The organism is Pseudoalteromonas sp. 68 DY56-GL68, assembly GCF_041414825.1.
Lineage (GTDB): Bacteria > Pseudomonadota > Gammaproteobacteria > Enterobacterales > Alteromonadaceae > Pseudoalteromonas.
The window spans coordinates 184,295-209,780 of sequence record NZ_JAOCZL010000006.1 but is presented as its reverse complement, the minus strand read 5'-3'; the positions used below and the strand labels follow the sequence as shown (position 1 = coordinate 209,780).

The following is a 25,486-nucleotide window of genomic DNA, read 5'->3' as shown; positions in this document are numbered from 1 at the left end:
AGGCGACGAGCATGAGTCAATTTTTCAATACATTACAAGCCGAAACACAGAAAGAACGTGACTACCTTTTAGCTGCGCCGATTATTGGCCGCGTTTTTAAAGGTGAAGTAAGCCTGAGTGAATATGCATCGTTCTTAACGCAAGCTTATCACCATGTTAAGCACACAGTACCACTGCTGATGGCAGTCGGTGCAAAGCTGAGCGATAAACAAGAGTGGCTGCGCGAAGCTGTTGCAGAATACATCGAAGAAGAGTTAGGCCACCAAGAATGGGTGCTAAACGATATTGCAGCATGCGGTTTTGATAAAGAGCTAGTACGTCATTCTCGTCCACAGTTTTCGACCGAATTAATGGTGTCGTACGCCTACGATGCAATTAATCGCGGTAACCCATTGGCATTCTTTGGCATGGTTCATGTGCTTGAAGGCACTTCGATTGCATTAGCCGATAATGCAGCAGGGCAAATCCGTGAGGTTGTAGGTTTACCTAAAAAGGCGTTTACCTACCTTACTTCGCACGGTGCACTGGATATTGAACATGTGAAGTTTTTCGAAAATCTTATGAACAAAATTGATAACGAGGACGACCAGCAAGCCATCATTCACGCCGCAAAATGTTTTTATAAACTGTACGGCAATATTTTCCGTGACCTCGATATCGAGCCTTTCTTTAGCGAGGCTGACTTGGAGCAAAGCGCATGAGTAGCCCAGTTTGTGTGCTAACCGGTGCAACAGGGGGCATTGGCCGTGCTATTGCCCTTCGCCTTGCAAAAGAAGGTTGGCGTTTATTACTTGTTGGTCGAAATGTGAAGCAACTTGCTGCACTTAAATTGGAATGTGGCAATGATGCTGAGTATTTTCAGGCTGACCTAAGTAACAGCGAATCTCGCGACGAACTTGCTAAGTTTGCTCAGCAAATTGGCGGGGCAACGTTACTAATCAATAACGCAGGCGTTAATGTAATGCAGGGGTTTAGTGAAATTAGCGAGCAGCAAATTGATCACCTGTTAAATATTAATCTGCATGTGCCTATTAAATTGTGTCAGCTGTTTTTACCACAAGTGACCCGCAATAAAGGCACGATTGTCAATATTGGTTCGTCGTTTGGCAGCATTGGTTATCCATATCAAACCTTGTACTGCGCTAGCAAGTTTGGCCTAAGAGGGATGACCGAAGCCCTTGCCAGAGAGCTCAGCCACAGCGATGTCAAAGTATTGTATTTAGCGCCTCGTGCCACCGATACCGCGATTAATTCGCCGCAAGTACGCGCGATGAACAAAGAGCTGGGTAACACCATGGATCCGCCAGAAAAAGTGGCTGATGCATTAATAGATTTAATTAAATCAAAAAAACGTCGTCGTTTTATTGGTTTTCCAGAAACATTATTTGCCCGTATTAACGGTGCATTTCCATCACTCGTTGATAACGCAATAGCAAAACAACTTCCTAAAATTAAAAGTTTTTTTGCCAACTAAATTGATTAAGGTGAATGATTATGACTAAACTAAATTTTAAAGCCCTAATGATGTTAGGTGTTATCATGGCTGCACCTGCAAAAGCCGACTTTAATAGTGATTTAAGTTCGGTGCAAAAGCAGTGGGCAGTGGTTAATTACGAATTAGTTGACGATGCGCAGTTAGATGCATTCGAAAAGCTAGCGAGCGAAACTGCAGAGTTTAGTAAAGCCAACGACCAGCAAGCAGCCAGCCATATTTGGTACGGTATTGTGTTATCGAGCTATGCAGGTGCAAAAGGGGGCTTAGGTGCGCTAGGTCTTGCAAAAGATGCGAAAGCACAATTTGAAAAAGCGCTAAGCCTAGATCCAAAAGCGCTTGATGGCTCAGCATACACTAGCCTTGCAACCTTATACGGCAAAGTACCAGGTTGGCCAATTGGTTTTGGTGATGACGATGAAGCGAAAAAATTGTTTAAGCAAGCGCTTGAGCTAAACCCGCGTGGTATCGATAGCAACTATTTATATGCGTCATTTCTGTATGACGAGCGCAAGTATAAATCAGCTAGAGAGTTTTTATTGGTTGCACAGCAAGCGCCAGCGCGCCCTGATAGACCAAAAGCAGATCTTTACCGCCAACAAGAAATTACTAAACTATTGGCTAAGGTAGAGAAAAAAATAAAGAGATAAACTATGCATTTATTGCTCGTTGAAGACGACCATTTAGTGGCAGAAGGCCTGTGTCGTTCTTTACGTCAACAAGGATACAGTGTTGAACATAGTTCGACCGTTAAGTCAGCGATGCAATGGCTGCAAAATGATGAAATTGAGCTGGTAGTCCTTGATTTAGGACTACCAGACGGTGATGGCATCGACATTTTAAAACACATCAAAAAGCATCGTAAAAACCTGCCCGTGGTGATTTTAACGGCTCGGGGCAGTATTGATGATAAAGTCATGGGGCTAGATTTAGGTGCTGATGATTACCTTGCAAAGCCCTTTGATCCCGCAGAATTATTTGCCCGTCTTCGGGTTGCCAGCAGGCGTGTGACCCAAGCTCAGACCAGCACTTTAAAAGTCGGTGATGTTGAAATGGACACCGCCGCTTTTACCGTGAGTTTTCAAGGTGAGCCGGTAAACTTGCCACGCAAAGAGTTTATGCTCCTTAAAGCTTTGCTAGAAAACCAAGGCCGCGTGCAATCAAAACAGCAGTTAGAGAATAAACTGTATGAATGGGGCGAAGAGGTGGGGTCAAATACCATCGAAGTGCACATTCATCACTTGCGTAAAAAATTCCCGAAAGAGTTTATTAAAACCTTACGCGGCATTGGTTATGTGGTGGGTAAGCGCTAGTGTCAATTCGTAAAAGGCTGACTCTACTTATATTGTCTATGGTGATCTTAACTTGCTTTTTGGCATTTACTAAAGGTTACCGTGAAAGTATGAATCAGGCTGAAGCACTGCTCGATAACGAGTTGGTAACGCTGGCGCATGTGTTAATCGAACAGCCACTCAGTAAAGAAGCTCCAGCCTATACGAGTGATCTACCGCAGTTATTATTTCAAGTTTGGGTTGATGACAGCTTGGCCTCAAGCTCAAAATCATTGCAGCATAACTCTAGCAATCAAAGTCAGTGGCAAACCGGGTTTAGTGTTGAGAATTTGGCTGGGCAACGCGTCAAAGTGTATCGCTTAAGCGAAGGTAATAAGCGTGTGCTTATTGCAGAGCCTTTGAGTAAACGTGTGGCGCTGACCGAAACCGTGATTTTGTCGGCCATGACGCCGCTGTTATGGAGTGTGCCTATCCTTGCTCTCCTTATTAGTGTGTTTGTGAAACAAGGGCTTGCGCCACTAACTCGGTTATCAAATCAACTTAAACATCGTCAAGCAAATGACTTTACTGCAATCCCCTGGCAAACCCCAGAGCAAGAAATAAAACCTGTAATTAGTCGCTTAAACGATCTATTCAAACGGGTTGAAAGTGCTTATTTACGAGAGCGTTTTTTTGCCTCCGATGCGGCCCATGAACTGCGCACGCCGCTGAGTAGTTTAAAAATCAATGTGCATAATTTAGTGGCTCAAGGTGTTGAGAGTGTTGAGCTTGATGCGATGGAAAAAGGCGTTGATAAACTGAGCAATATCGTTGAACAGATGTTGATTTTGGGTCGTACTTATCCAGAGCAATGGCAAGCACAATTTAGCCCTATATCGGTATTAGAAATTAGCCAGCAAGTAGTGGCACAACTTTATGAGCGTATAGATGAAAAAGAGCATACCATTAGCATTGAGGGGGGGGATTTTGTTATTGCCGGTGACGAATTTACCTTGCTTACTTTGTTTGGCAATTTACTAAGTAACGCCATAAAATATACCCCCGCTGTGGGAGAAATTTGTATTACCTTGAAAGCCGAAAATAATCGTTTTATCTGGCAAGTAGATGACTCAGGCCCTGGTATTGAGGAAGCCCAAAAACAGCGTATTTTTAACCGTTTCTACCGTGTGGGTGGCGATAAACATCCATCAGGTGAGCAAGGAGCTGGGCTGGGTATGGCCATTGTTGAACACATAGTGTCGATTTATAACGCTGATATTGCTTTAGCAGATAGTCACCTTGGTGGCTTGCGAGTGAGTGTCTCCTTTATGCAAGGAGAAGTGAGTGAATAAATGGATATTGGCGCTTTCTATGCTGCTACTATGTATGTCGTCTTGGCTTGCTTACGCCAAAGAGTACAAGCTGATTTTAAAAGAGCATTTGTTTTATCCTGCTGAAATTAAAGTACCTGCCAATAAGAAGTTGCGGCTTTTGATCGAAAACCAAGATGACACCCCAGAAGAATTCGATAGTTTTGACTTAAACCGCGAAAAAGTGCTCTACCCAGGTCGCACGAGTGTCATTTATATCGGACCACTCAGCCCTGGGCGTTATGACTTTTTTGGTGAGTTTTCGCCTAATACGGCGCGAGGAACTGTTGTGGCTACACAGGTGAAAGATGCTGATAACTAGTTTATTGATGACCATTAACCAGCTTCTGCCAGTGGTGATTTTAGCCGTGCTTTTGAGCTTGATTGTGCCTTTAAGCCAGCGCCAAGTGAGTATTTATGCTGTTATTGGTATCTTGATGAGTTTGGTATTTGTACAAACTGCTGCTTGGCTTAGCCAGTTATTTGACCATCGAGGCTTAGAGTTCATACAAATGCTGCTGTGTATCATAATTTTTGTCGCTGCATTAATTAGCTGTCAGCAACGAAGCATAGCGGCTGCGCTGGCCTTGATTGCAACCATGGCTTTGTATTTAAGCCATTACATGATTTATTTAGTCAGTTTTTGGCACAGTAAAGATACCGCTGAGCCATTAATACTGGGTACTTTTCTAGGTGTTGGCATTTGTATTAGCTTTGGTGTGTTACTGTTCTTTTTGCTTGAAAGTATTACCAAGCGTGCTGGCGTGCAGCCTTTGATTGTGTTGCTAGCCTTCAATGCAACAGCAAAGTTACTGGTACTTCTTGATTTAGCAAGTCAGGTCGACTTACTTGATGTGACCGCAAATTATTTAGATTGGCGTGGGTTTTTAGTTGAAAACTCTGAGCTTGGGCGAGTATTAAAAGCCTTAGTGGGCTACGAAGCCACGCCGAGTAAAACCGCGCTGTGGGTGTATGTCGTTGCTACACTCGCATTTATCACCATAGTTCGCGTTTTAAAAATTAAAAAGACCAAGGAGCCTGTATGCGGTTCTTAATAGTTAGTTTAAGTTGTTTGCTGTTAGCAAGTATCAGCCAAGTCGTACATGCAGATGGCATGGTGGTTGATAAAGTATATCACCCTTATGTACTTCCCTTTGAGCGTGAAGTTGAGTGGCGTTTGGTATCTAGGCAAACTGATAACGGTAATGTGCTAGCGCAGCGCGCAGGCTTTGGTGGTGCAATTAACGATACTATGAGCTTAGAAGGTTATCTAGTAGGAGAACGCGATGACAATGGTGATTTTGGTTTAGCTTCTTACGAGGTTGAGCTTCGTTGGCAGTTAGTTGAGCAAGGCCGTTTATGGGCAGATTGGGGCGCATTATTTGAGCTTGAAAAACAGCACACCCTAGATGCATATGAAGCGACAAGTGGTTTTTTATGGGAAAAAGAGTTTGGTCGCACGAGTTTAACTCTAAATGCCTTTGTCGTTTATGAGTGGGGGGCTGATATTGAAAACGAGTGGGAAAGTGAATTTCGTGCCCAGTATCGTTATCGCTATCGCTCTGAGTTTCAACCATCTATTGAAATTTACGCAGGTGAAGACTTTTTTGGTGTTGGCCCAGGTTTTATAGGTTTGCACCGTTTTAGCCCCAAGCATCAATTAAAATGGGAAGCTGGTTTTATTAGTGAGCTGAGTCAGTCGGGCAAAGATCATAGCTTTCGTTTGGCGCTAGAGTTTGAGTTTTAATTATTCAAAAGTATCTGCAAGCCCTGTTTATGATGGCCTATGCAGCGTTCGATAGTGTTTGACTTATTCTAGTAACTCTATATAGTATGGCGCAGCTAGAAAGAAAGCGTGTAATTAAATCTTTATTTCGTTGTTGTATAAGTAATACTTGTAGTACCGTCCTGAAGTTTTTAAGTTCCATCTGATTTTTTGCTATACCCGCCCATTAAGGGCATTGTTTAATTTTTTATATCAGGAATATGACTATGTCTAACGTTGTTTCAGGTACAGTTAAGTGGTTTAACGAATCTAAAGGTTTTGGTTTCATCGAGCAAGAAAATGGCCCAGACGTGTTTGCACACTTCAGCGCTATCAAAAGCGAAGGTTTCAAAACTTTAGCTGAAGGCCAACGTGTAGAGTTCACTCTTTCACAAGGTCAAAAAGGCCCTCAAGCGGATAACATCACTCCGTTATAATTTTTACTTTTAGTAAAAATTAAGAAGAAGCAAGCTATGGCTTGCTTTTTTTATGCCTAAAAATTGACTGGTAGCATGAACATTTCTATAGTTAATTCAGTCGTCGTATTTGAGTATTTTAACCATTTTTAGATATCTTGTATTAGCGTGTTTGTACATTACACCTGTTGTGTACGCCAAGCACAGTGTGACCATCTATACCGAGCAGTTTCCCCCTTATAACTTCTCTAATAAAGGCTACTTGGAAGGAATTAACCTTCGATTTGTAAGAGCAATGTGCGTGGATGCAGATATTGAATGTAAATTCATCTTATTACCTTGGTCTAGAGCATATCACTTAGCGCAAGAGGAGCCGATGGCAGGGCTTGTGTCTACAGCACGTATCCCAGATAGAGAGCCTTTATTTAATTGGGTTGGACCCATGGCTTCATCCCGTAATTACTTTTACCGCTTAAAATCGAATCCCCAAGTTAATCCGCGAGATTTATCTGAGGTGAAAGATTACACTCTAGGTGTGGTTAGAGACAGTATTTATGAGCAGTTTGTAGAAAATATTGGTTTTGAAAATGAGCAGAATCTACTTAAATTTAGCCACTATTATGAATGCATTAACTTATTCTTTAAGGGAAAGCTCGACCTTATTATCGGCTCAGAATTATCCTTCCATTACCAACTCATGCAATATGGTTATGCGGGTCAAGAAGTTGTAAAGTTAATAGAACTCCCCCTTAACGATACGACGGGTAACTTTTTAGCGTTGAATAAAAATATGCCTAAAGAAATTGTTGAGCAATTTCAAACCAGCTATCAAAAGCTAATGAAACAAGGTAAGTTAGACAAGTTAATAAATGAGTACTTGGTCAATCAGCACTAATTATTTTCAGTTTGCATCATCACTTTTCGATAAGCTTGGCTCTTTGCTACATCTAAAAAAGCGTCTTTCAGTGCTTTAATGTAATTTGGATCTGTATTCTTATTTGCTGCAAGGTAGCCTTTCATAACTAAGAAGTCGATGGTATGAGCAAAGGTGAAGTTGTGTTCGTCTTGTGCTAATTGGTCTGCCATTGCCGCTATGTAGTTTTTATCATCGACAATAAGGTCTACTTTGCCTGATATGAGCAATTGATAAGAGCGGGTTATATCTGAAGTGTATATCAGGGTATAGCCTCGTTCAGAAAGCTGCTTTGCTGAAAGGTCATCACGTTGAACTGCAACTTTATACTGCTTAGCTTGTTCGCTTGCTGTTATATTAATATCAGCGCGTTGTGTAAGCTTTACAAAGCCCATACGGTAAGTCGCTACTGCTCCAATCCATTCGAATTTACTTTCTCGTTCAGGTGTTTTTGCCATGCTATAAATAAGCGTATTTGGCTTTTTTAGTGCCATGCTATAAGCGCGTGCCCACGGATACAGTTCAATGTTGGCTGTTAAATTAGCTTTGGCAAATATAGCCTTAACAAGCTGTGTACTGTCGCCTGCAACTTGGTTGTTAATTAGCGTTTGATTGGGAGGAGAAAGCTCGGTCACGACTGTTAATGTCGGTTCACTATGAGCAGGCCAACTTATACATAATAAGGCGAATAAAAATAGAGAGTATTTCATTTATGTACTTAAAAAGACTTAGTAATTAAATCTTAGCACATAAAACGATAAAAGGGCCTTGCGGCCCTTGGTGAAGTATCGTTCAAGTCAGATAGACCTTTAACCCCTTAAAGTCCTATCCTATTGTTTTGCAACTACGGCTCATCTCATTAAGTTTCTAAGCTAGCGAGAGGAAAAAACCTGCAATTGCTGCACTCATGAGGTTAGCCATAGATCCTGCTAACACTGCTCTGAGCCCTAAGCGTGCGATATCCTTTCGCCGACTAGGCGCCATACCGCCTAATCCACCTAGTAAAATTGCTATCGATGATAAGTTAGCAAACCCACATAACGCGAATGTGACAATCGCTTGTGTGTGCGCGCTTAACGTATCGCGATAATTAATAAAGTCGAGGTAAGCAACGAATTCGTTAACTACCACCTTCTGACCTATAAAACTGCCTGCGATTACTGCTTCGTCCCAAGGTACACCTAGTAACCATGCAACGGGTGCAAATACGTAACCTAAAATTTCTTGTAGCGTTAATGTTGGGTGATCAAACCAACCACCAATACCGCCTAATAACCCATTTAGAAGTGCAATAAGTGCTACGAAAGCAAGTAACATCGCACCTACATTCAGTGCTAGTTGCATACCGTTTGCGGCGCCTGATGCGGCTGCATCAATTACGTTAACCGGTTTTTCTTCTTGTACGTCTAAATCTGCTAAATCTTCTTTTGGTGTTTCGGTCTCTGGCACAATCATTTTTGCCATTAAGAAACCACCTGGTGCCGCCATAAAGCTGGCTGCAATTAAGTATTTAAGCTCTACACCAATTGTTACATAGCCTGCCATAACAGAGCCTGCTACGGTAGCAAGGCCACCTACCATTACCGCAAACAGCTCTGACTTGGTCATGCTGGCGATAAATGGTTTAACAATCAATGGTGCTTCTGTTTGGCCAACGAAAATATTGGCGGTTGCAGAAAGCGATTCAGGGCGCGAGGTTTTCAATAGCTTTTGTAAGCCACCGCCTAGAATCTTGATTATCCAATCCATCACCCCGATGTGATACAACACAGCAACAAGTGCTGAGAAGAACACGATAACGGGCAATACTTGTATCGCAAAAATAAACCCTAAAGTATCTTGCGATGCCAGTGAGCCAAATAAGAAGCTAATCCCGTCATTGGCATAACCAATAACCGATGAAACGCCTCGTGACATACTTGCCAGTACGTTTTTGCCCACCTCGAAGAACAAGACAAAGCCACCAATTAACACTTGAAGTAAAAAGGCGATGCCTACAGTTCTTAAATTAATTGCTTTACGGTTTGTCGAAGCCGCAAAAGCAATGCCTAGTAGCACAACAATGCCTACTAAGCTCATAAATGTTGTCATACTGACTGTTTCCCGTTGTTATTGTTGCAGTAAATATTTTATTTTACTTTTAATTATATCAATGGCAACGCGATTCATACCGCCGCGTGTGACTACGAGATCAGCTTTGTGCTTTGATGGCTCAATAAACTGATAAAACATAGGTCGCACTGTCGCTTGATATTGATCAACAACGGACTGTAATGTCCTGCCACGCTGCTCCATATCTCGTTGCATACGGCGCATAAGGCAGATATCTAACGGTGTATCAATGAACACCTTAATATCAAATTCTTTTCGAAGTGCCGGATCACTCAATAGCAAAATACCTTCAACGATAAGTACTTTTGCAGGTGCCACTCGACGCGTTTCATCGCTACGGGTATGCATTGCATAGTCATAAGTTGGTACGTCTACTGATTTTCCAGCGCGCAATTGAAGTAAGTGCTCATGCAAAAGCTCATGCTCGAAAGCATCAGGATGGTCGTAATTGGTTTGCGTTCGATGGTCAAACGGCAAATGCGACTGGTCTTTGTAATAAGCATCTTCTTCGATCACTGCGATCGCGCCCGGTTCAAGCTCATTGACTAATTCGTTATAAATTGTCTTGCTAAAAAGAGACTTGCCCGACGCAGATGCGCCAGCAATAGCTATAATTGTTCGTGTCACTAAAGTTCTCGCCCACACAGAAGGAAACATTGTTAGGTAGATCACAATAGCAAAAAAGACACGATTAATCTCTTTTGCTTCGCTCAGAGGTGCAAATTTATAATGTTTCTGTTTTATGAAACAGGACTTATGTCCTGTACCAAAAATTCGAAGAGCATATAAAGTATTCACATATTGATAACGAGGTACCCATGGCAAGAGCACTCATCTTAATGGCAGATAGCCTAGGAATTGGCGCAGCACCTGACGCAGAGAAGTTTGGTGACGTAGGCGCTAATACTTTCGCTCATTTACTCAAAGCCTATGCTGAAGAAACCGGTGAGCACTTATCGCTACCTAATCTTACCCGTTTAGGTTTGGCCGATGCATGCGAAGCCGCAGGTAAAGAACCGTGTTTAGTCAGTGACCGCCAAGCACCTATTGGCGCATGGGGGTACGCTAAAGAGTTATCAAGTGGTAAAGACACGCCTTCAGGACACTGGGAAATGGCCGGTGTACCTGTGTTATTTGATTGGGGTTACTTCCCTAATACACAGCCGTGTTTTCCGCAAGAATTTGTTGACGAGCTAATTGCTCGCGCAGAGATTCCTGGCATTTTAGGTAACTGTTATGCCTCAGGAACAACCATTTTAGAACAGCTAGGTGAAGAACATATGCAAACCGGTATGCCGATTTGCTACACCTCAGTTGATAGCGTGTTTCAAATAGCCGCGCACGAAGAATCATTTGGACTGGAGAAACTTTATCAGGTTTGCGAAATCGCACGGGCGCTGCTTGATGAAATGAACATAGGAAGAGTGATTGCGCGGCCATTTTTGGGTTCGAGCCGTGACGATTTTGCCCGTACAGGTAATCGTCGTGACTATTCGGTGCTGCCACCGTCGCCAACCTTGCTTGATAAATTATCGCAAGACGGCGGTGAAGTGATCAGTATTGGTAAAATTGCCGATATCTATGCGCACCAAGGCATCACCCAAAAACACAAAGCGCCAGGGCTAATGAACTTGCTTGAGAAAACCTCAGAAGTGATTGCAAGCGCACCAGAGCATAGTTTGATTTTTACAAACTTAGTTGATTTTGATGAAAAGTACGGTCATCGCCGTAATGCAGTTGGCTATGCTAAAGCATTAAAAGAGTTTGATGATTACCTACCGACCATCTTAAATCAGCTAAATAGTGATGATGTGTTAATTATCACGGCCGATCACGGATGTGATCCAACAGCAGCAGGCACTGACCATACACGTGAATACGTGCCAGTACTTGCATACCAACCGGGAATGACAAACACCCCGCTTGGAGAACGAGCTAGTTTTGCAGACATAGGTCAAACCCTTGCCCAGTGGTTTAATCTTCCTGCACTTGAATACGGTGATAGCTTTAACGACAAGCTATTAGCGAACAAAAAAGGAAACCAATAATGAGTACTCCTCATATCAGCGCCAATGTAGGCGAATTTGCAGAAACGGTATTAATGCCGGGTGATCCGCTTCGCGCTCAATACATTGCTGAAAACTTTTTAGATGACGCAAAACAAGTAACAGGCGTTCGTAATATGTATGGTTTTACCGGTACCTACAAAGGTAAACCAGTGAGTATTATGGGCTCTGGGATGGGTATTCCATCAATGTCAATTTATGCCCGTGAATTGATCGTTAGTTACGGCGTTAAAAATCTAATTCGTATTGGTACCTGTGGCGGCATTGGTAGCGATATCAAAATCCGTGACGTTATCTTTGCACAAGGTGCAAGCACAGATTCAAACGTAAACCGTGCGCGTGTACGTGGTTACGACTTTGCCGCAATTGCTGATTTTGGTTTACTACTAAACGGCGTAAATGCAGCAAAAGAATTAGGCATTGAAGCGAAGGTAGGTAATGTATTTACAACAGATACATTCTACCAAGCAGATAACACATTCTATCAAGAATTAGACAAGCTAGGCGTACTTGCTGTTGATATGGAAACAGCTGGCATGTACGGCGTAGCCGCTGAATACGGCGCAAAAGCGATGGCACTATTTACTGTAAGTGACCACGTAATCACTGGTGAAGCGACACCAAGTGAAGAGCGTCAAAGCACCTTTAACGAAATGGTTAAAATTGCTTTAGAATCAATTTAAACAAGTTCCTTGGTAACGTATTCACTGAAATTTGGAGACACGCCCAAAGTGAAGTGAGACTAACCTCAAAGCCGCATTTATGCGGCTTTTTTTATAGCTAACTTATTTACCTCGCGTAAAATCCTCTTCGTATCTCGCAACTGTCCCTTAAAACTTGAAAATTCAACCAACTGTTGCCACTTTTAATAGAGGAACAACAATTGAGGATGTGTATGTCTAATTGGGTTGAAGCTAAGGTAAAAGACGTTAAATGGTGGACCGACTCACTATTTAGCTTAATCGTTAATGCCGATGTCGAACCATTCACGGCAGGGCAGTTTACAAAGCTTGCAATGCAAGTCGGTGATAAACGGGTAGCACGTGCCTATTCTTATGTGAATGCGCCAAATAACCCAGATCTTGAGTTTTATCTTATCAACGTTAAAGACGGTCAACTTTCTCAGCATCTGGCACAATTAAAGCCAGGTGACTCTGTGACTATTGAGCGCCGCGCCACAGGTTTTTTTACCCTTGATGAAGTGCCAAGCAGTGAGCAGCTTTATATGCTGAGTACAGGTACGGCACTAGGGCCTTTTATTTCAATATTAGAGCAAGGCGAAGTATGGCAAAAGTTTGAGCATGTTCACCTTGTGCATGGGGTGCGTCTTAATGAAGATTTGAGCTACCAAGAGCGCATTCAAGCACTACAACAGCAGCAGCCAAACTTGCATTATTCTCCTGTAGTCAGCCGAGAGTCAGCCACAATGGGGTTTAATGGTCGGATCACAGATGTAATTAAAGACCACCGTTTGTTTGATGTTACAGGTCATCCTGCTGTGCCTGATACTACACAATTTATGATTTGTGGTAACCCAGAAATGGTGAAAGATACAACAGCTATTTTGCTAGAGCTTGGCTTTAGCCGCAATAGGCGTCGTGATCCTGGTCATATAACTGTTGAGCAATATTGGTAAAAAGCTATGCCTAATAGCTAGAATTTGCTACTTTAGCGCCTCAAATGAGCATGGTCTGTTTAGGAAAACTATGAAACCGTTACTTTTTGCAATAAGTCTATTTATTTCATGGCAGTTGGCTGCCTCAGAGTTAAGCACTGAACAAAAGCAAGCTCAGCCAGCTTCAGTAAATGAACCTGAAAAGAAAGACGTTGATAGCCTTGAATTTATTGAACAGAAGCCAGCGACTCAGCAAGTATCGAGCTCAGCCCAAGCTAAAAAACCGGTGGCTGAGGTTGATGACAGTAAGGTATTAGGTTCACAAAACCCAGCACCGGCAGAACAGCCTAAGACCGCAGAGGAAAAACAAGAGGCTGTAAATGAGGCTGAACAAGCTGTTGCTAAAGCTAAAAAGGCACTCACTGAGAAACAGCAAGAAAAGGCGCGTCAGTCACGAGAAGCAACAGCGGTTATCGAACAAGTTATTGCCGCTTATAACGCCCGTAATATTGATGCTTTTATAAAAATGTATGATGAAAATGTTGAGTTTTATACATTTCCTAACGAGCTTATGTTCACAGGAAAAGAGAAACTTATAGCTCGCTACGGCATCATGTTTAAAAAGTTAAAGTGTATCAAATCATCGCCAATTAAACGTATTGTGCATGGCAATATAGTGATTGATCATGAGTTATCAGAAACCTGTTCAGAAGATCCGAATGTGGTTGATAAGCGGGCTGAGTTTGTTACAAGTTACCAAATCGAAAACGGTAAAATAACCAAAGTATTATTTTTCAGATAAAAAAAGAGCAGCTTAGCTGCTCTTTTTTTTGGGTCGATGAAAGTTACTAGATTTGAGGTAGCAGCGATTTCACATCGCGTCCTAGCACCTAGAACCAAGCATCTAATGACGCGGAATAAACCCGTTGCTACATGTAGGCGCGAAACTTGTTTCATACTTTTTTGCTATCAACCTTCATTTATTTCGGGAATTACACCTTTTAAACGAGTGATATCTTCATCACTAACGTCTGCAAAGTGTTTAAAGTGAATCGGCCAATCTTTGCAATATTCTTCTATCTCTTTAATGATATTTTTTGCTGCTGAAGTTGCTAATCCAAATCGTTTTGCCTGAGATAAAAAATTGCTTTTACTTGCATAACGCCCATCATCGCCAAAACCAAGGCCATGTTGTTTTGAGTTGTTGATAGGAGTGATGTCATAGGCTGGACTTAATCGCCAATTTTTTTGTGAAAATGAATATAAGAATGCATGATTGCGAGTGTGATCATCTGTATTACCTATGTACGCATTGAACACCATCCGCTTAAACAGCTCTTCAGCATCGCCTGCATTTTGTATTGTTTGATGCCTAATGAATTCAGCTAATTGACCATATGAGTAGTTACTTGAAAGGTCACTCATAGCAATTTTGGGCTTTTGAAGTAAGCTATTCGCACTTAAAAAGTGGTGTGTTGGTAAACCATTGCATACATCAAATCGCTCAACAAGTAGCACATCACCGGTATGTGTTTCATGAATGAAGGTAGGAGCAGTATTAATGCCAAGCTGTTCCGCCATTTTCATTGCAGCATGCTCGGCTCTGACTAAATTGAATAAATCATCTTGGCGATTGAATTTTGCTAAGTAGAGTTTGTTGTCAATTTGTATAGAGGTCTTTGGTCTAGCTCCCCCCATGCTTTGGCCAAACTCAAATGCTTTCTTAGCTTCTTCTGAAATTGTTTTATTCGCCAGCAAGTCATCTTTAGCTTGGTCTAGTAAGGCTAAATCAGACAAGGTGTTTTTGTTAGTTTTATGTTTTGAGGCACTTCTAGAGAGACTAAAAACAAGAGCTCCTACACCATACCCAGAGCCTGCTAGTAAAAACTCTAGCTCGTTTTTAGGTTTTGTATTATGAAGCGAAAGAATTAACTTGCGGCCCCATGAGTCAGCTCCTGCATCACTCAATACGCCAAACACTCCTTTATTAGCGGTGTAACTAAAAATCCCTGACTTTAATGGAAGATGTATTGGGTCTAGGGCAAAGGCATCGCTTCGGGCTAAATAACTCTTACCATAGTTGAACTCACCGCGACCCGATTGATTATCTAATTTAAAGTAACCACAGATAATGGGTTTTTCTTCTAAACCATCTATAAATACATAGCACTCAGAAGTCATCATTAATTTCCTGTGGTGAATTTCGTTTACGTTGGCGAGCATTGTATCCACCTACGTCGGCTGCTAATTCATTTATTTCGTCAAGAAGCGCTCCTTGTAAGTTAAGTACAACCAGCGCTTCAAAAAGAATATCACTTTTCACGACATCACCTTGTTCTAACTTTTGTACAGTCGAACGTGATACCCCAATCATTTTCGCAAATGTACTTTGCGTATAATGAAGAGTTCGGTGCTGGCGAATCAAATCTCCCAGTTTTTGTGCCATTTTTACAGCCTGCTCAGAACGCATATTGATTACTTTATAAGTCATTAGGTGTTTAATGATTAGTTTAGCGGTATTTGTTTTTTTTGCAAGAGAGGGAGACAAAGTTAGCGAGTTATAAGGGGAAAATTGCTAGATTCGTGTTAGCAGCGATTTCACATCGCGTTCTAGCACCTATGGCTTAAAGCTCCTTTACGTTGGGTGTCGCTCCGCTCGACCCAACGTATCCTTCGCGCGTCTTGGCTAAGCCGTTTCGTTTACCAACGAATTGAAGCTTTCATTGTCGTGCAAGCTTGCAAAAGCACTTTCATGTAGTAGTTCATTGCGAAGATTAGGTGAATATTCCAAAGACATGCGAATATCAGCCATTGCATCAGCATGTTTATGCAATAGAGCATAAGCACAAGCGCGTTGCCAGTATGCATAACCATAGTCACTATCTATTTCAAGCGCTTGGTTACATAACTCGATTGCTTCGCCTGTTTCGTTTATCTCAAGTAGCGCATCTGCTTTGTAGGCAATGGCTTCAACATCTTCTGGTTTACGTTTTAAAATTTCGTCGAATATTTCAATTTTATTCGCAACATCACTTTCTAAATTAGCTCGCATCCATAAAGAGTGCACTTCGTTTGTGATTGAGATCTTTTGCTGATTGAGCAGAATCTCTTCAGAACGTTCACGTAGCTTCTCTTCTAATACTTTAAGACGTTCTTCATATTCTTTAGTGATCGCACTCACGCGTGTATTTACGATGTCTTCTACTTTATTTTTCACATCGCGTAATGAATTCCAGCCTACTAAAACCAAGATCGATGCAGTAATCGTAATAATGAAGAAGACATTATTTATCGTGTCCGTTGTATAAGTTAAAGCACGATCAGCAGTATCTAATTGAGTGTGAGCGACTTGTTTTGTTACATCTTCGCGTAACTTTTGTTGATCTTGGCGCACAGCTTTAAGCTCATCAAGAATATAGCGCTCTAAGAGCGGTTTATACATAGGTTCTTGTAGCTTATCGAGAGCTTGCTGTTGCTCGGCTTCTGTCAGCGCAGGGCGGTTTTCTGTTTCGTTTTGAGCACTAGCAAGGGTTGAAAGGCTCATTAATAGGGTAATTAATAGTAAGATATAACGCATAGCTTATTCATTTATAGTGAATTCTAGGCTAACTGTAACATGCGTGAGCACTATGGACTAGGCAAAAAAAACCAGCTCGTAGGGTGAGCTGGTTAAACTGCATAAACAACATAAAGTTGTAAGGGGTATCAACAGGAGTTAGGTGTAATATAGCTATTTGTATCTGAACAACTACTTAATACTAAAAGAGTTTCTAAAAATTTATTTTCAATATGATAGATCAGTTTTGTTCGTCTAGACTTAAAGGGTCTTACAACTAAAAGGTGAGAGTAATGCGCCAACAACTAGTCCAACTACTCTATGGAGTATCAATATCTTCAGATCTTGATAGTGGTAACGTTGAATTAGCTGAACGTTTGATTCTAAATGCAGTGTTAGACGGTCTAGAAATAGGCAGAGCGGGTATTTGGTTACTGAATGAAGAAAATACGGCTATCGAATGTCGCCTTTTACTTGATAGAGAAAATGGCAAAGAAATTCAAATGCTAGTGCTTCCAAGAGACGCCTACCCTGATTACTTTAAAGCCCTTGATACGCAACGGACTATTACCGCTGTTAATGCTCACACCGACCCTGCGACTTACGAATTTAGTGAAAGTTACCTCACCCCTTTAAACATAGGTGCCATGCTTGATGCGCCAATACGCTACAAAGGAAAAATGATAGGGATATTTTGCTGTGAACATATAGGGGGAGAACGAGAGTGGACTGAAGATGAATGTTCATTTATTGGCGCATTAGCAGATCTGTATGGGCGTGCGCTGTCGGCACAGGAGAATGAGCGAATAAATGCAGAGTTAGAAAGGGCTAACCAACATTTAGAGCACCGTGTGGCAGAGCGAACCCGCACTCTTGAAAAAACGCTAAATGAGCTTACAGAAATGCAAGAAAAGCTTATTGAGTCTGAAAAAATGGCTTCTTTGGGTAACTTATTTGCAGGTATTGCTCATGAGGTAAATACACCGATTGGTATTGCTGTTACAGCAAATAGTTCAGCAAAAGATAAACTTACTGAGCTTGATAAACTCATAAGTGCCAATACGTTAACCAAGCACGCGTTGCTAGAAGGAATGAACCATTTAAATGAATGCATAAAAATTTCATTTACTAACTTAGAGCGTGCCGCAAAACTGATCAGCGATTTCAAGCAAACTGCGGTTGATCAATCTTCGTTAAATTTATTAGAAACTCAAATTAAAGCCTACCTTGAGAATATAGTTCACAGTTTAGTGCCTCTAACACGCAGCCATAATGTTACTGTTAATATTGACTGTGCAGATGACCTTACACTAATAACTGTTCCGGGAGCACTCAGTCAAATCATTTTAAATTTAGTGAATAATAGTTGTGTACACGGTTTTATTGGGAAAGAACACAATGTGATTGATATTAGCGTTCACCTAAATGATGAAAAGGGAATATACACACTTTGCTATAAAGATAATGGCTGTGGAATGACTGATGAGGTGATGCATAAAGTATTTGAACCATTTTTTACCACTAAGCGTGGCACAGGTGGAAGCGGTTTGGGAATGTCGATAGTGTATAACCTTGCAACCCAAGCCTTGCAAGGCGAAATTAACGTCACTAGTCAGCCTAATCAAGGTGTCTCAGTCACCTTAAAATTGCCTATTAATATAGCTTAATAAACAAAATTTAAGCTAAATGCAGGTTAAATAATCTGGTGACTGGGTAATAAAATTAATTTTTAATCAACAGCTTTGCCAAGACAAGATAAATTATCGCATGAGTTTGTCTTGCAAAATTGCTTGATTTTTCTTCTTGAATATAAGTGATTTATAGCCAGAGGCGTCATTATCAGTGTGAGCCAAAATAAAATTGGGCTTCGAAACACCAGCCCAACAATTGAGGCAACAAGCATTCCTGTTAACATTAATAAAGGTAAATTAGCGATAAAAAAGTTAATACTTAGTTGTCTTGCAACCTGCGGGTTTATGGCTTTCATGATTTTCTCACCGTCAATGAATACCCTCATAAAATGTATGACTTTTGCCAATAACTCAAATCAGATTTTTCAATTAATACAATCGATTTAAAAATAAAGACAGGCCTAGCTTTATTTTTGCACTGCCCCTATAGTTTAAAACAACGGGAAATTCTAAGTGATTAGTGATTCATTATTAACAGGAAATCCTTTTTTATGACAAAGACGTATCAGTATTAATACATAAATATCTGTCATATCTTTAGCTTTTGAGGAGCATACAATGAGTAATGGAAAAACGGGCGGCTGCCCAGTTATGCATGGTAGTAACACTGTCACCGCACAATCAAATACAGATTGGTGGCCAAATTCTCTTAATTTCGACATTCTTCATCAACACGACAGCAAAACTAGCCCTTACGGTAAAGACTTCAACTACGCTGAAGCATTTAAATCGCTCGATCTTGAAGCTGTAAAAACTGACTTAAAAAATTTGATGACTGAAAGCCAGCAGTGGTGGCCTGCTGACTGGGGTCATTACGGTGGTTTAATGATCCGTATGGCATGGCATTCAGCGGGTTCATACCGTTTAGAAGATGGCCGTGGCGGCGGTGGTACAGGTAACCAACGTTTTGCGCCTTTAAATTCATGGCCTGATAACGCTAACCTAGACAAAGCGCGTCGTTTACTTTGGCCTATTAAAAAGAAATACGGTAACAAGCTATCTTGGGCCGATTTAATGATTTTAGCTGGTAATATGGCTTATGAATCAATGGGCTTAAAAACCTTTGGTTTTGCTGGCGGCCGTGAAGATATTTGGCATCCAGAAAAAGATGTATACTGGGGCGCTGAAAAAGAATGGCTAGCACCAAGTGATGAACGCTACACCAATGTAGAAAAACCCGACACGATGGAAAATCCGCTTGCTGCGGTACAAATGGGTTTAATTTACGTAAACCCTGAAGGGGTGAATGGTAACCCTGATCCGCTTAAAACGGCGGAACAAGTTCGTGAAACATTTGCCCGTATGGCAATGGATGACGAAGAAACTGCGGCATTAACAGTCGGTGGTCATACCGTAGGTAAAACACATGGTAACGGCAGCGAAGCAAACGTTGGCCCTGAGCCAGAAGCGGCAGATGTGTTTGAGCAGGGCCTAGGTTGGAACAACCACAATTCACGCGGTATTGGTCGTGATACGATGACATCTGGTATCGAAGGTGCGTGGACAACTCACCCAACGAAATGGGATAACGGTTATTGCTACTTGTTGCTTAACTACGAGTGGGAGCTTAAGAAGAGCCCTGCAGGTGCATGGCAATGGGAACCAATCGATATAAAAGAAGAAGACAAGCCAGTTGATGTGGAAGACCCATCAATTCGTCTAAACCCAATTATGACCGACGCCGATATGGCGATGAAAATGGACCCAACCTACCGTAAGATTATCGAGCGTTTTAACGATGACTTTGAATACTTTAGTGATGTATTTGCACGTGCATGGTTTAAACTCACACACCGTGATTTAGGTCCAAAATCGCGTTACTTAGGTGCAGATGTACCAAGCGAAGATCTAATTTGGCAAGATCCGATCCCTGCGGTTGATTACACATTATCAGACAGCGAAATTAGCGAGCTTAAAACCAAGCTACTTAACTGTGGTGTAAGCCAAGCAGACCTTATTACAACTGCATGGGATAGCGCACGTACTTACCGTGGCTCAGATCACCGTGGTGGTGCAAATGGTGCGCGCATTCGTCTTGCGCCACAAAAAGATTGGCAAGGTAACGAACCAAAACGTTTAGCAAAAGTACTCAGTGCGCTTGAATCTGTGCAAGCGGGTTTAAGCAAACCAGTTAGTATTGCAGACTTAATTGTGCTTGGTGGTACAGCTGCGGTTGAACAAGCAGCAAAAGCAGCAGGCGTTGATATAACCGTGCCATTTGCGCCTGGTCGTGGTGATGCAACGGATGATATGACAGATGCTGATTCGTTCGATGTGCTTGAACCAATTCATGACGGTTTCCGTAACTGGCAGAAAAAAGACTACGCAGTTTCTGCTGAAGAGCTAATGCTAGAACGTACACAATTAATGGGCTTAACAGCGCCAGAGATGACAGCACTCGTTGGTGGTATGCGTGTGTTGGGTACTAACTATGATGGTACGTTACACGGTGTGTTTACTGATAACGTGGGTACATTAAGCACCGACTTTTTCGTCAATCTAACCGATATGGCTTACACGTGGAAGCCAATAAGCAAAGGCTTCTACGATATTGTTGAGCGCAGCACTGGGGTTACCAAGTGGACAGCGACACGTGTTGATTTAGTGTTTGGTTCAAACTCAATCTTGCGTTCATACGCAGAGTTTTACGCACAAGACGACAACAAAGAGCGTTTTGTACAAGACTTTGTCGATGTGTGGGTTAAAGTGATGAACGCCGACCGCTTTGATATTTAATTTGATATGATGTTACACCCAAAAGGCTACAGAACTCTGTAGCCTTTTTTTATGGTGCCTGAGTGCACTATGCTTGCTGGGCCAGATGATCCATATACTCGTCAAATGTACCTTGAAAATCGATGACCTGTTTATCCTTAATATCGATGATACGTGTTGCCAATGATGAGACAAATTCACGGTCATGACTGACAAAAATCAACGTACCTTGATAATCTTTTAATGCATTATTAAGTGCTTCAATGGCTTCCATATCCATGTGATTAGTCGGTTCGTCCATAATCAATACATTGATGTCTTGCATCATCAACTTACCAAACAACAAGCGGTTCTTTTCACCGCCCGAGCAATTACGTGCTTTTTTATTGGCATCGTCGGCGGTAAATAATAATCGACCTAACATAGCTCGAACCATTAAATCATTGTGCTTAGCGGTGCGCCATTGTGACATCCAATCAAACAGCGTGAGATCGTTATCAAATTCTTTACTACTATCTTGAGGACAATAACCGATGCTTGCATTTTCAGACCACTTCACCACGCCTTCGTTGCTTTGTAATTCATTAACAAGGCAGCGTAAAAAAGTGGTTTTACCTACGCCATTTTCACCAATAACGGCAAGCTTAGCACCGGCTTCCAGTAATAAGTCGCCGCCGCTAAATAAGGTTTCACCATCAAAGCCATGACCTAACTTAGTGAGCTCTAATGCTTGGCGATACATCTTTTTGCCTTCGTCAAAACGAAGTGATGGGCTAATACGGCTGGATGCTTTTACTTCATCAAGTTTAATTTTATCCATACGTTTAGCACGAGAACTGGCCAGTTTTGCTTTTGAAGCATTTGCGCCAAAACGATTTACAAACTCCTGTAACTCATCTATTTCTGCGCTCTTTTTTGCGTTTTCAGCAAGCAGTTGCTCACGTTGTAAGCTTGAAGCTTCGATCCACTTTTCGTAGTTACCAGGGTAGATTCTTAACTCGCCGTAATCAATATCGGCCATGTGAGTACATACTGAATTTAAGAAGTGGCGGTCGTGCGAGATAATAATCATTGTACATTTACGTTGATTTAGCTCATTCGCAAGCCACGTAATAGTGTGAATATCAAGGTTATTGGTTGGCTCATCTAAAAGTAAAATATCAGGATTCGCGAAGAGTGCTTGTGCTAATAATACTCGCAGTTTCCAACCTGGTGCAACGTTCGCCATTAAGCCGTAATGAAACGCTTGCTCAATACCGGCTTGAAGCAAAATTTCTTCAGCGCGGCTTTCGGCTGTGTAGCCATCCATTTCAGCAAAAATGCTTTCAAGCTCAGCGACTTTCATGCCGTCTTCTTCACTCATTTCAGGTAATGAGTAAATACGGTCACGTTCTTGTTTAACTTTCCAAAGCTCAGCATCACCCATGATCACCGCATCAACTACAGAGTATTGCTCAAAAGCAAATTGATCTTGGCTAAGGGTACCTAGCTTTAAACCAGGCGCAATCGATACATTGCCAGCGGTAGGTACAAGCGCACCACTTAAGATTTTCATAAAGGTTGATTTGCCGCAGCCATTAGCGCCAATTAAACCATAGCGATTACCGTTACCAAACTTGGCTGATATATTTTCAAATAAAGGCTCTGCGCCAAACTGCATGGTGATATTAGCGGTTGAAATCAACGAATTATTCCTAGAAAAAGACTGACAGGTTATGGGCGCAGCAACTGCGAAAATAAACAAGCAATAGGGTAAATAATAGGCCGCGGATTATACAGATCAGCCTTTCAGAACGCCATTAAAAAGAAGACAAAGTTGGAAACAGTACAATCTTAGGCGTATTTTATATCGCGTTATAATTTGTCATGTCGCGGCATGAAGCCGCTGCTACTCGTTTGCTTTAAAAGATAAAGCTTTGTCTAGCGCTCCTTTGAAGCGATCAAAATCTTCTATATGGGGAAGATGGCCAATATCCTCTAATTCAATTAATTGAGATTGTGGAATTTTATCAGCAGCAGCTTTGCCTAATTCGTCATAGCGACCAAGTTCGTATTTTATATTTTCTTTCTTCCAGTTTCGGCCAGGGCCTGTACGATCACGAGTACCTATAATCAGTGAAACCGGCATCTTAAACTTGTTAAACTCTGTGATAACTGGTTGTGTGAAAATCATGTCGTATGTTTTAGCATTCACCCATGCGATTAATTCGTGGTCAGGACCTTGGAGCTGGCCACTAATAAAGTGTGTTAATTGCTCGTATTTGTCATTCCACTTACCGTCGTAATAGTTCTTTTTTTGGTAAGCAATTACTCTTTCGGGTGTTTTTTTGAGCTCATTTTTAAAGAAAAAATCTGTGTCTTTGTACTGAACGTAGTTCAAATAGTTTTCAAGACCAATCGGATTAAGCAAGATTAATTGGTTAACCTGTGTTGGAAACATTAAACTGTACCGACTAGCTAGCATCCCACCCATTGAATGACCAAGCACAATAGGCTGCTTGATATTTAACGATGCAATTAACTGCTGAGTATTATTGGCAAGTGCTGCAAACGAAAACTGATAATCTTTTGGCTTTGAGGATTTACCAAAGCCTATTTGGTCAGGAATTAGAACACCATATCCTTTGCTCTGTAGGTATTTTGCCGTACTTGTCCAGTAATGAGCATTGAAGTTTTTTCCATGTAGTAAAACAACAGTAGGTTTGTTGCCATTGGGCTTTAAATACGAATAAGCCATTTTCAAGCTCATATTTTGAGAAGATAACGTAAAAAACTTCACCGGAAAATCGTAGTTATAGTTGCTTAACTCGGCATCAAAACTAAGAGGAGCTGCTTTTGCAAATAGGGTTGAAGAAGAAAATAAAGTAAGTGTACAGACCAGTAATATGCGAAATAACATTATTATCCTTGCTCATTATGGTTAAAGAGCTTACAGCGTAACATCTTGCTGTAAAATTTATAATATAAATATGATTAAGGTTAAGTGTTAGTGTCTTGAGATAGTTGAATCTATGTGTGGCATCAAGCCGCTGCTACCTGAAGGCGTGAAACATAGTCTGCATAACCCTCGTAGTCGCGATTTTACATCGCGTTGTAATTTGCCATTTTGCGGCATAAAGCCGTTGCTACCTATCTTTATAAAAAATATGTTTACCTATTCAATATTTTTAAAACTATTAACTATATGATTTTTAATAGACTATATTTAGTTTGAGGATCTTTTTGATCAAATGTTTAAAAAATAACTTGCTTACCTACCAACTGGTAGGTAAGATAGCTGCCATGAACACGACATATACAAATATTCTGCAACTTGCAGATAAGCTCATTCAGAGTAATGGCTTTCATGGTTTTAGTTATGCTGATCTTGCAAAAGAGCTCGATATTCGTAAAGCGAGTATCCACCACCATTTTGCAACAAAAGCTGATTTAGGTATTGCATTCTGCCAACTTAAATGTGAGCAGCTTCAGCAACTTGAGTCACATTTAAAAACATTGCCTTCAGCTAAAGAGCGTTTAAAAGGTTATTTTGATGTTTTTCAAAGCTGTGCCAGCGAAAAGCAAATGTGCGGAATATATGCCATGCAAACAGATTTACGTTTAATGGCAGAACCATTGCAAAAGCAAGTGACGAAAATGGCTGATCTTGAATTACAGATACTTAGCTCTATTTTACAAGCTGGCCTTGAAAGCAATGAGTTTAGTTTTAAAACGTCAGCTTATCAGCAAGCTGTAATAATATGTTGCGCGATTAAAGGCGCACTAATGTTAAATAGAAGTGAGCATCATCAAGGTTTATTCATACAAACTTGTGATGCATGTTTAGAAACACTGAGTTTATGATCATTTAGATCATAAATTCTGTTTCTAAAAAATTTACCCAACAAACCTACCTACTAGTAGGTAATTAAATTGTACGAGGAGCATTACTATGCAACGCATTACAACATTGACAGTAAACACCACGAGCGGCCAAGCGCAAACCCAGCTAAGTGACCTTAAGCAGGCAATGGGTGCAGAGCTTAATTTATTTGGTGCGCTCGCTAATTCACCCGCAGCGTTACAAGGTTTTTTAAATTTTAAAGCGGCTTTAGATAAAGGCTCTTTAACACAATTGCACTCAGAGCAATTAGCGTTAGCAATCGCAGGTACTAATGGTTGTCGCTACTGTGCTTCTGCTCATTCATATATTAGCAACAAGCTAGGCCTGTCAGCCGATGAAATTAAAGCTAATTTAAAAGCAACTTCAGCAGACGATCAAACAAATGTGTTACTGAGCTTTGCAAAGCAAGTGATTGAATCACGCGGTAGTGTGTCGCAAGAGCAATTACAGCGTGTAAAAAGTGCTAGTTTTAGCGATGAGCAGCTTGTTGAAGTGATTGGTCATATCGCCCTAAATAGCTTCACAAACTACTTTAACGAAGCATTTGATATTGAAATTGACTTTCCACAAGTTGAATTAACCTAATTACCCAAAGTGAGGCTAAAAGCCTTTAAACAAAAA

At 41.2% G+C, this 25,486-nt stretch carries 27 protein-coding genes; 18 read left to right on the top strand and 9 right to left on the bottom strand.

Going from position 1 to position 25,486, the window contains the following annotated elements; all coding sequences use genetic code 11:
* The first annotated feature begins 11 nt into the window (after window positions 1-11).
* From NYF15_RS01710 to NYF15_RS01665, 10 genes are all read left to right on the top strand, one after another.
* Entirely contained in the window at window positions 12-701 is a 690-nt protein-coding gene (locus NYF15_RS01710) for a TenA family transcriptional regulator (protein ID WP_371352963.1), read from the top strand.
* Window positions 698-1,474 carry an SDR family oxidoreductase gene (locus NYF15_RS01705; RefSeq protein WP_371352563.1) on the top strand — a complete coding sequence of 259 codons (777 nt, stop codon included), beginning with the start codon at window positions 698-700 and terminating at the stop codon, window positions 1,472-1,474. Before NYF15_RS01710 ends, NYF15_RS01705 begins: the two co-directional genes overlap by 4 nt.
* Before the next feature lie 20 nt (window positions 1,475-1,494).
* Window positions 1,495-2,142 (top strand): tetratricopeptide repeat protein, encoded by a 648-nt coding sequence (locus NYF15_RS01700; RefSeq protein ID WP_371352562.1) that lies wholly within the window; start codon window positions 1,495-1,497, stop codon window positions 2,140-2,142.
* 3 nt (window positions 2,143-2,145) lie between these two features.
* A complete protein-coding gene (locus tag NYF15_RS01695) occupies window positions 2,146-2,805 on the top strand; it encodes a response regulator transcription factor (protein ID WP_063703908.1) in 660 nt (219 codons plus the stop codon).
* On the top strand, window positions 2,805-4,115 hold the full coding sequence (locus NYF15_RS01690) for an ATP-binding protein (RefSeq protein ID WP_371352561.1): 1,311 nt from the start codon (window positions 2,805-2,807) through the stop codon (window positions 4,113-4,115). Before NYF15_RS01695 ends, NYF15_RS01690 begins: the two co-directional genes overlap by 1 nt.
* A gap of 4 nt (window positions 4,116-4,119) precedes the next feature.
* Window positions 4,120-4,455 (top strand): cupredoxin domain-containing protein, encoded by a 336-nt coding sequence (locus NYF15_RS01685; protein ID WP_371352962.1) that lies wholly within the window; start codon window positions 4,120-4,122, stop codon window positions 4,453-4,455.
* Window positions 4,442-5,188 carry an iron transporter gene (locus tag NYF15_RS01680; RefSeq protein ID WP_371352560.1) on the top strand — a complete coding sequence of 249 codons (747 nt, stop codon included), beginning with the start codon at window positions 4,442-4,444 and terminating at the stop codon, window positions 5,186-5,188. Before NYF15_RS01685 ends, NYF15_RS01680 begins: the two co-directional genes overlap by 14 nt.
* Window positions 5,176-5,880 carry a hypothetical protein gene (locus NYF15_RS01675; RefSeq protein WP_130151985.1) on the top strand — a complete coding sequence of 235 codons (705 nt, stop codon included), beginning with the start codon at window positions 5,176-5,178 and terminating at the stop codon, window positions 5,878-5,880. Before NYF15_RS01680 ends, NYF15_RS01675 begins: the two co-directional genes overlap by 13 nt.
* Window positions 5,881-6,125: 245 nt before the next feature.
* A complete protein-coding gene (locus NYF15_RS01670) occupies window positions 6,126-6,335 on the top strand; it encodes a cold-shock protein (RefSeq protein WP_130151984.1) in 210 nt (69 codons plus the stop codon).
* A gap of 109 nt (window positions 6,336-6,444) precedes the next feature.
* On the top strand, window positions 6,445-7,209 hold the full coding sequence (locus NYF15_RS01665; RefSeq protein WP_371352559.1) for a substrate-binding periplasmic protein: 765 nt from the start codon (window positions 6,445-6,447) through the stop codon (window positions 7,207-7,209).
* Here the strand turns inward: NYF15_RS01665 and NYF15_RS01660 are convergent.
* The 3 genes from NYF15_RS01660 to udk all read right to left on the bottom strand — a co-directional run bounded on the left by NYF15_RS01660 (window position 7,206) and on the right by udk (window position 9,966).
* Window positions 7,206-7,937 (bottom strand): substrate-binding periplasmic protein, encoded by a 732-nt coding sequence (locus tag NYF15_RS01660; RefSeq protein WP_371352558.1) that lies wholly within the window; start codon window positions 7,935-7,937, stop codon window positions 7,206-7,208. The two genes, NYF15_RS01665 and NYF15_RS01660, sit on opposite strands and share 4 nt — an antisense overlap.
* A gap of 157 nt (window positions 7,938-8,094) precedes the next feature.
* The gene (locus NYF15_RS01655; RefSeq protein ID WP_054553401.1) at window positions 8,095-9,318 is read right to left on the bottom strand and encodes a NupC/NupG family nucleoside CNT transporter; all 1,224 of its coding nucleotides are present in this window, start codon (window positions 9,316-9,318) and stop codon (window positions 8,095-8,097) included.
* An 18-nt stretch (window positions 9,319-9,336) separates the two neighbouring features.
* Window positions 9,337-9,966 (bottom strand): uridine kinase, encoded by a 630-nt coding sequence (udk, locus tag NYF15_RS01650; protein ID WP_054553619.1) that lies wholly within the window; start codon window positions 9,964-9,966, stop codon window positions 9,337-9,339.
* A gap of 191 nt (window positions 9,967-10,157) precedes the next feature.
* Between udk and NYF15_RS01645 the strand changes: the two genes are divergently transcribed.
* From NYF15_RS01645 to NYF15_RS01630, 4 genes are all read left to right on the top strand, one after another.
* Window positions 10,158-11,387 carry a phosphopentomutase gene (locus tag NYF15_RS01645; RefSeq protein ID WP_130151981.1) on the top strand — a complete coding sequence of 410 codons (1,230 nt, stop codon included), beginning with the start codon at window positions 10,158-10,160 and terminating at the stop codon, window positions 11,385-11,387.
* Window positions 11,387-12,088 (top strand): purine-nucleoside phosphorylase, encoded by a 702-nt coding sequence (gene deoD / locus NYF15_RS01640; protein WP_036972525.1) that lies wholly within the window; start codon window positions 11,387-11,389, stop codon window positions 12,086-12,088. The genes NYF15_RS01645 and deoD overlap by 1 nt, the downstream gene beginning before the upstream one ends.
* 212 nt (window positions 12,089-12,300) lie before the next feature.
* Window positions 12,301-13,041, top strand: coding sequence for a ferredoxin--NADP reductase (locus tag NYF15_RS01635; protein ID WP_371352557.1), 741 nt, complete (start codon window positions 12,301-12,303; stop codon window positions 13,039-13,041).
* A 70-nt stretch (window positions 13,042-13,111) separates the two neighbouring features.
* The gene (locus tag NYF15_RS01630; RefSeq protein WP_371352556.1) at window positions 13,112-13,822 is read left to right on the top strand and encodes a nuclear transport factor 2 family protein; all 711 of its coding nucleotides are present in this window, start codon (window positions 13,112-13,114) and stop codon (window positions 13,820-13,822) included.
* A gap of 167 nt (window positions 13,823-13,989) precedes the next feature.
* Here the strand turns inward: NYF15_RS01630 and NYF15_RS01625 are convergent, their stop codons facing one another.
* From NYF15_RS01625 to NYF15_RS01615, 3 genes are all read right to left on the bottom strand, one after another.
* Window positions 13,990-15,201 carry a HipA domain-containing protein gene (locus NYF15_RS01625; protein ID WP_346729900.1) on the bottom strand — a complete coding sequence of 404 codons (1,212 nt, stop codon included), beginning with the start codon at window positions 15,199-15,201 and terminating at the stop codon, window positions 13,990-13,992.
* Window positions 15,191-15,490, bottom strand: a complete 300-nt coding sequence (locus NYF15_RS01620) for a helix-turn-helix transcriptional regulator (protein WP_130151978.1) — start codon at window positions 15,488-15,490, stop codon at window positions 15,191-15,193. The genes NYF15_RS01625 and NYF15_RS01620 overlap by 11 nt, the downstream gene beginning before the upstream one ends.
* Before the next feature lie 216 nt (window positions 15,491-15,706).
* On the bottom strand, window positions 15,707-16,597 hold the full coding sequence (locus NYF15_RS01615; RefSeq protein WP_371352555.1) for a tetratricopeptide repeat protein: 891 nt from the start codon (window positions 16,595-16,597) through the stop codon (window positions 15,707-15,709).
* A gap of 272 nt (window positions 16,598-16,869) precedes the next feature.
* On the opposite strand from NYF15_RS01615, the gene NYF15_RS01610 reads away from it, so the two are divergent.
* On the top strand, window positions 16,870-18,243 hold the full coding sequence (locus NYF15_RS01610) for an ATP-binding protein (protein WP_371352554.1): 1,374 nt from the start codon (window positions 16,870-16,872) through the stop codon (window positions 18,241-18,243).
* Window positions 18,244-18,305: 62 nt separating this feature from the next.
* Here the strand turns inward: NYF15_RS01610 and NYF15_RS01605 are convergent, their stop codons facing one another.
* Window positions 18,306-18,563, bottom strand: a complete 258-nt coding sequence (locus NYF15_RS01605; RefSeq protein WP_130151975.1) for a hypothetical protein — start codon at window positions 18,561-18,563, stop codon at window positions 18,306-18,308.
* 262 nt (window positions 18,564-18,825) lie between these two features.
* Between NYF15_RS01605 and katG the strand changes: the two genes are divergently transcribed.
* Window positions 18,826-21,003 carry a catalase/peroxidase HPI gene (katG, locus tag NYF15_RS01600; protein ID WP_371352553.1) on the top strand — a complete coding sequence of 726 codons (2,178 nt, stop codon included), beginning with the start codon at window positions 18,826-18,828 and terminating at the stop codon, window positions 21,001-21,003.
* Window positions 21,004-21,070: 67 nt separating this feature from the next.
* Here the strand turns inward: katG and NYF15_RS01595 are convergent, their stop codons facing one another.
* The gene (locus NYF15_RS01595; protein ID WP_267136336.1) at window positions 21,071-22,666 is read right to left on the bottom strand and encodes an ABC-F family ATPase; all 1,596 of its coding nucleotides are present in this window, start codon (window positions 22,664-22,666) and stop codon (window positions 21,071-21,073) included.
* A 204-nt stretch (window positions 22,667-22,870) separates the two neighbouring features.
* Entirely contained in the window at window positions 22,871-23,881 is a 1,011-nt protein-coding gene (locus NYF15_RS01590) for an alpha/beta fold hydrolase (RefSeq protein WP_371352552.1), read from the bottom strand.
* Between the two features lie 383 nt (window positions 23,882-24,264).
* Here NYF15_RS01590 and NYF15_RS01585 point away from each other — a divergent pair, with 383 nt between their 5' ends.
* Both NYF15_RS01585 and NYF15_RS01580 read left to right on the top strand, forming a co-directional pair.
* Window positions 24,265-24,825 (top strand): TetR/AcrR family transcriptional regulator, encoded by a 561-nt coding sequence (locus NYF15_RS01585; protein WP_165381506.1) that lies wholly within the window; start codon window positions 24,265-24,267, stop codon window positions 24,823-24,825.
* An 88-nt stretch (window positions 24,826-24,913) separates the two neighbouring features.
* Window positions 24,914-25,450, top strand: coding sequence for a carboxymuconolactone decarboxylase family protein (locus NYF15_RS01580; RefSeq protein ID WP_371352551.1), 537 nt, complete (start codon window positions 24,914-24,916; stop codon window positions 25,448-25,450).
* The last annotated feature ends 36 nt before the right edge of the window (window positions 25,451-25,486 follow it).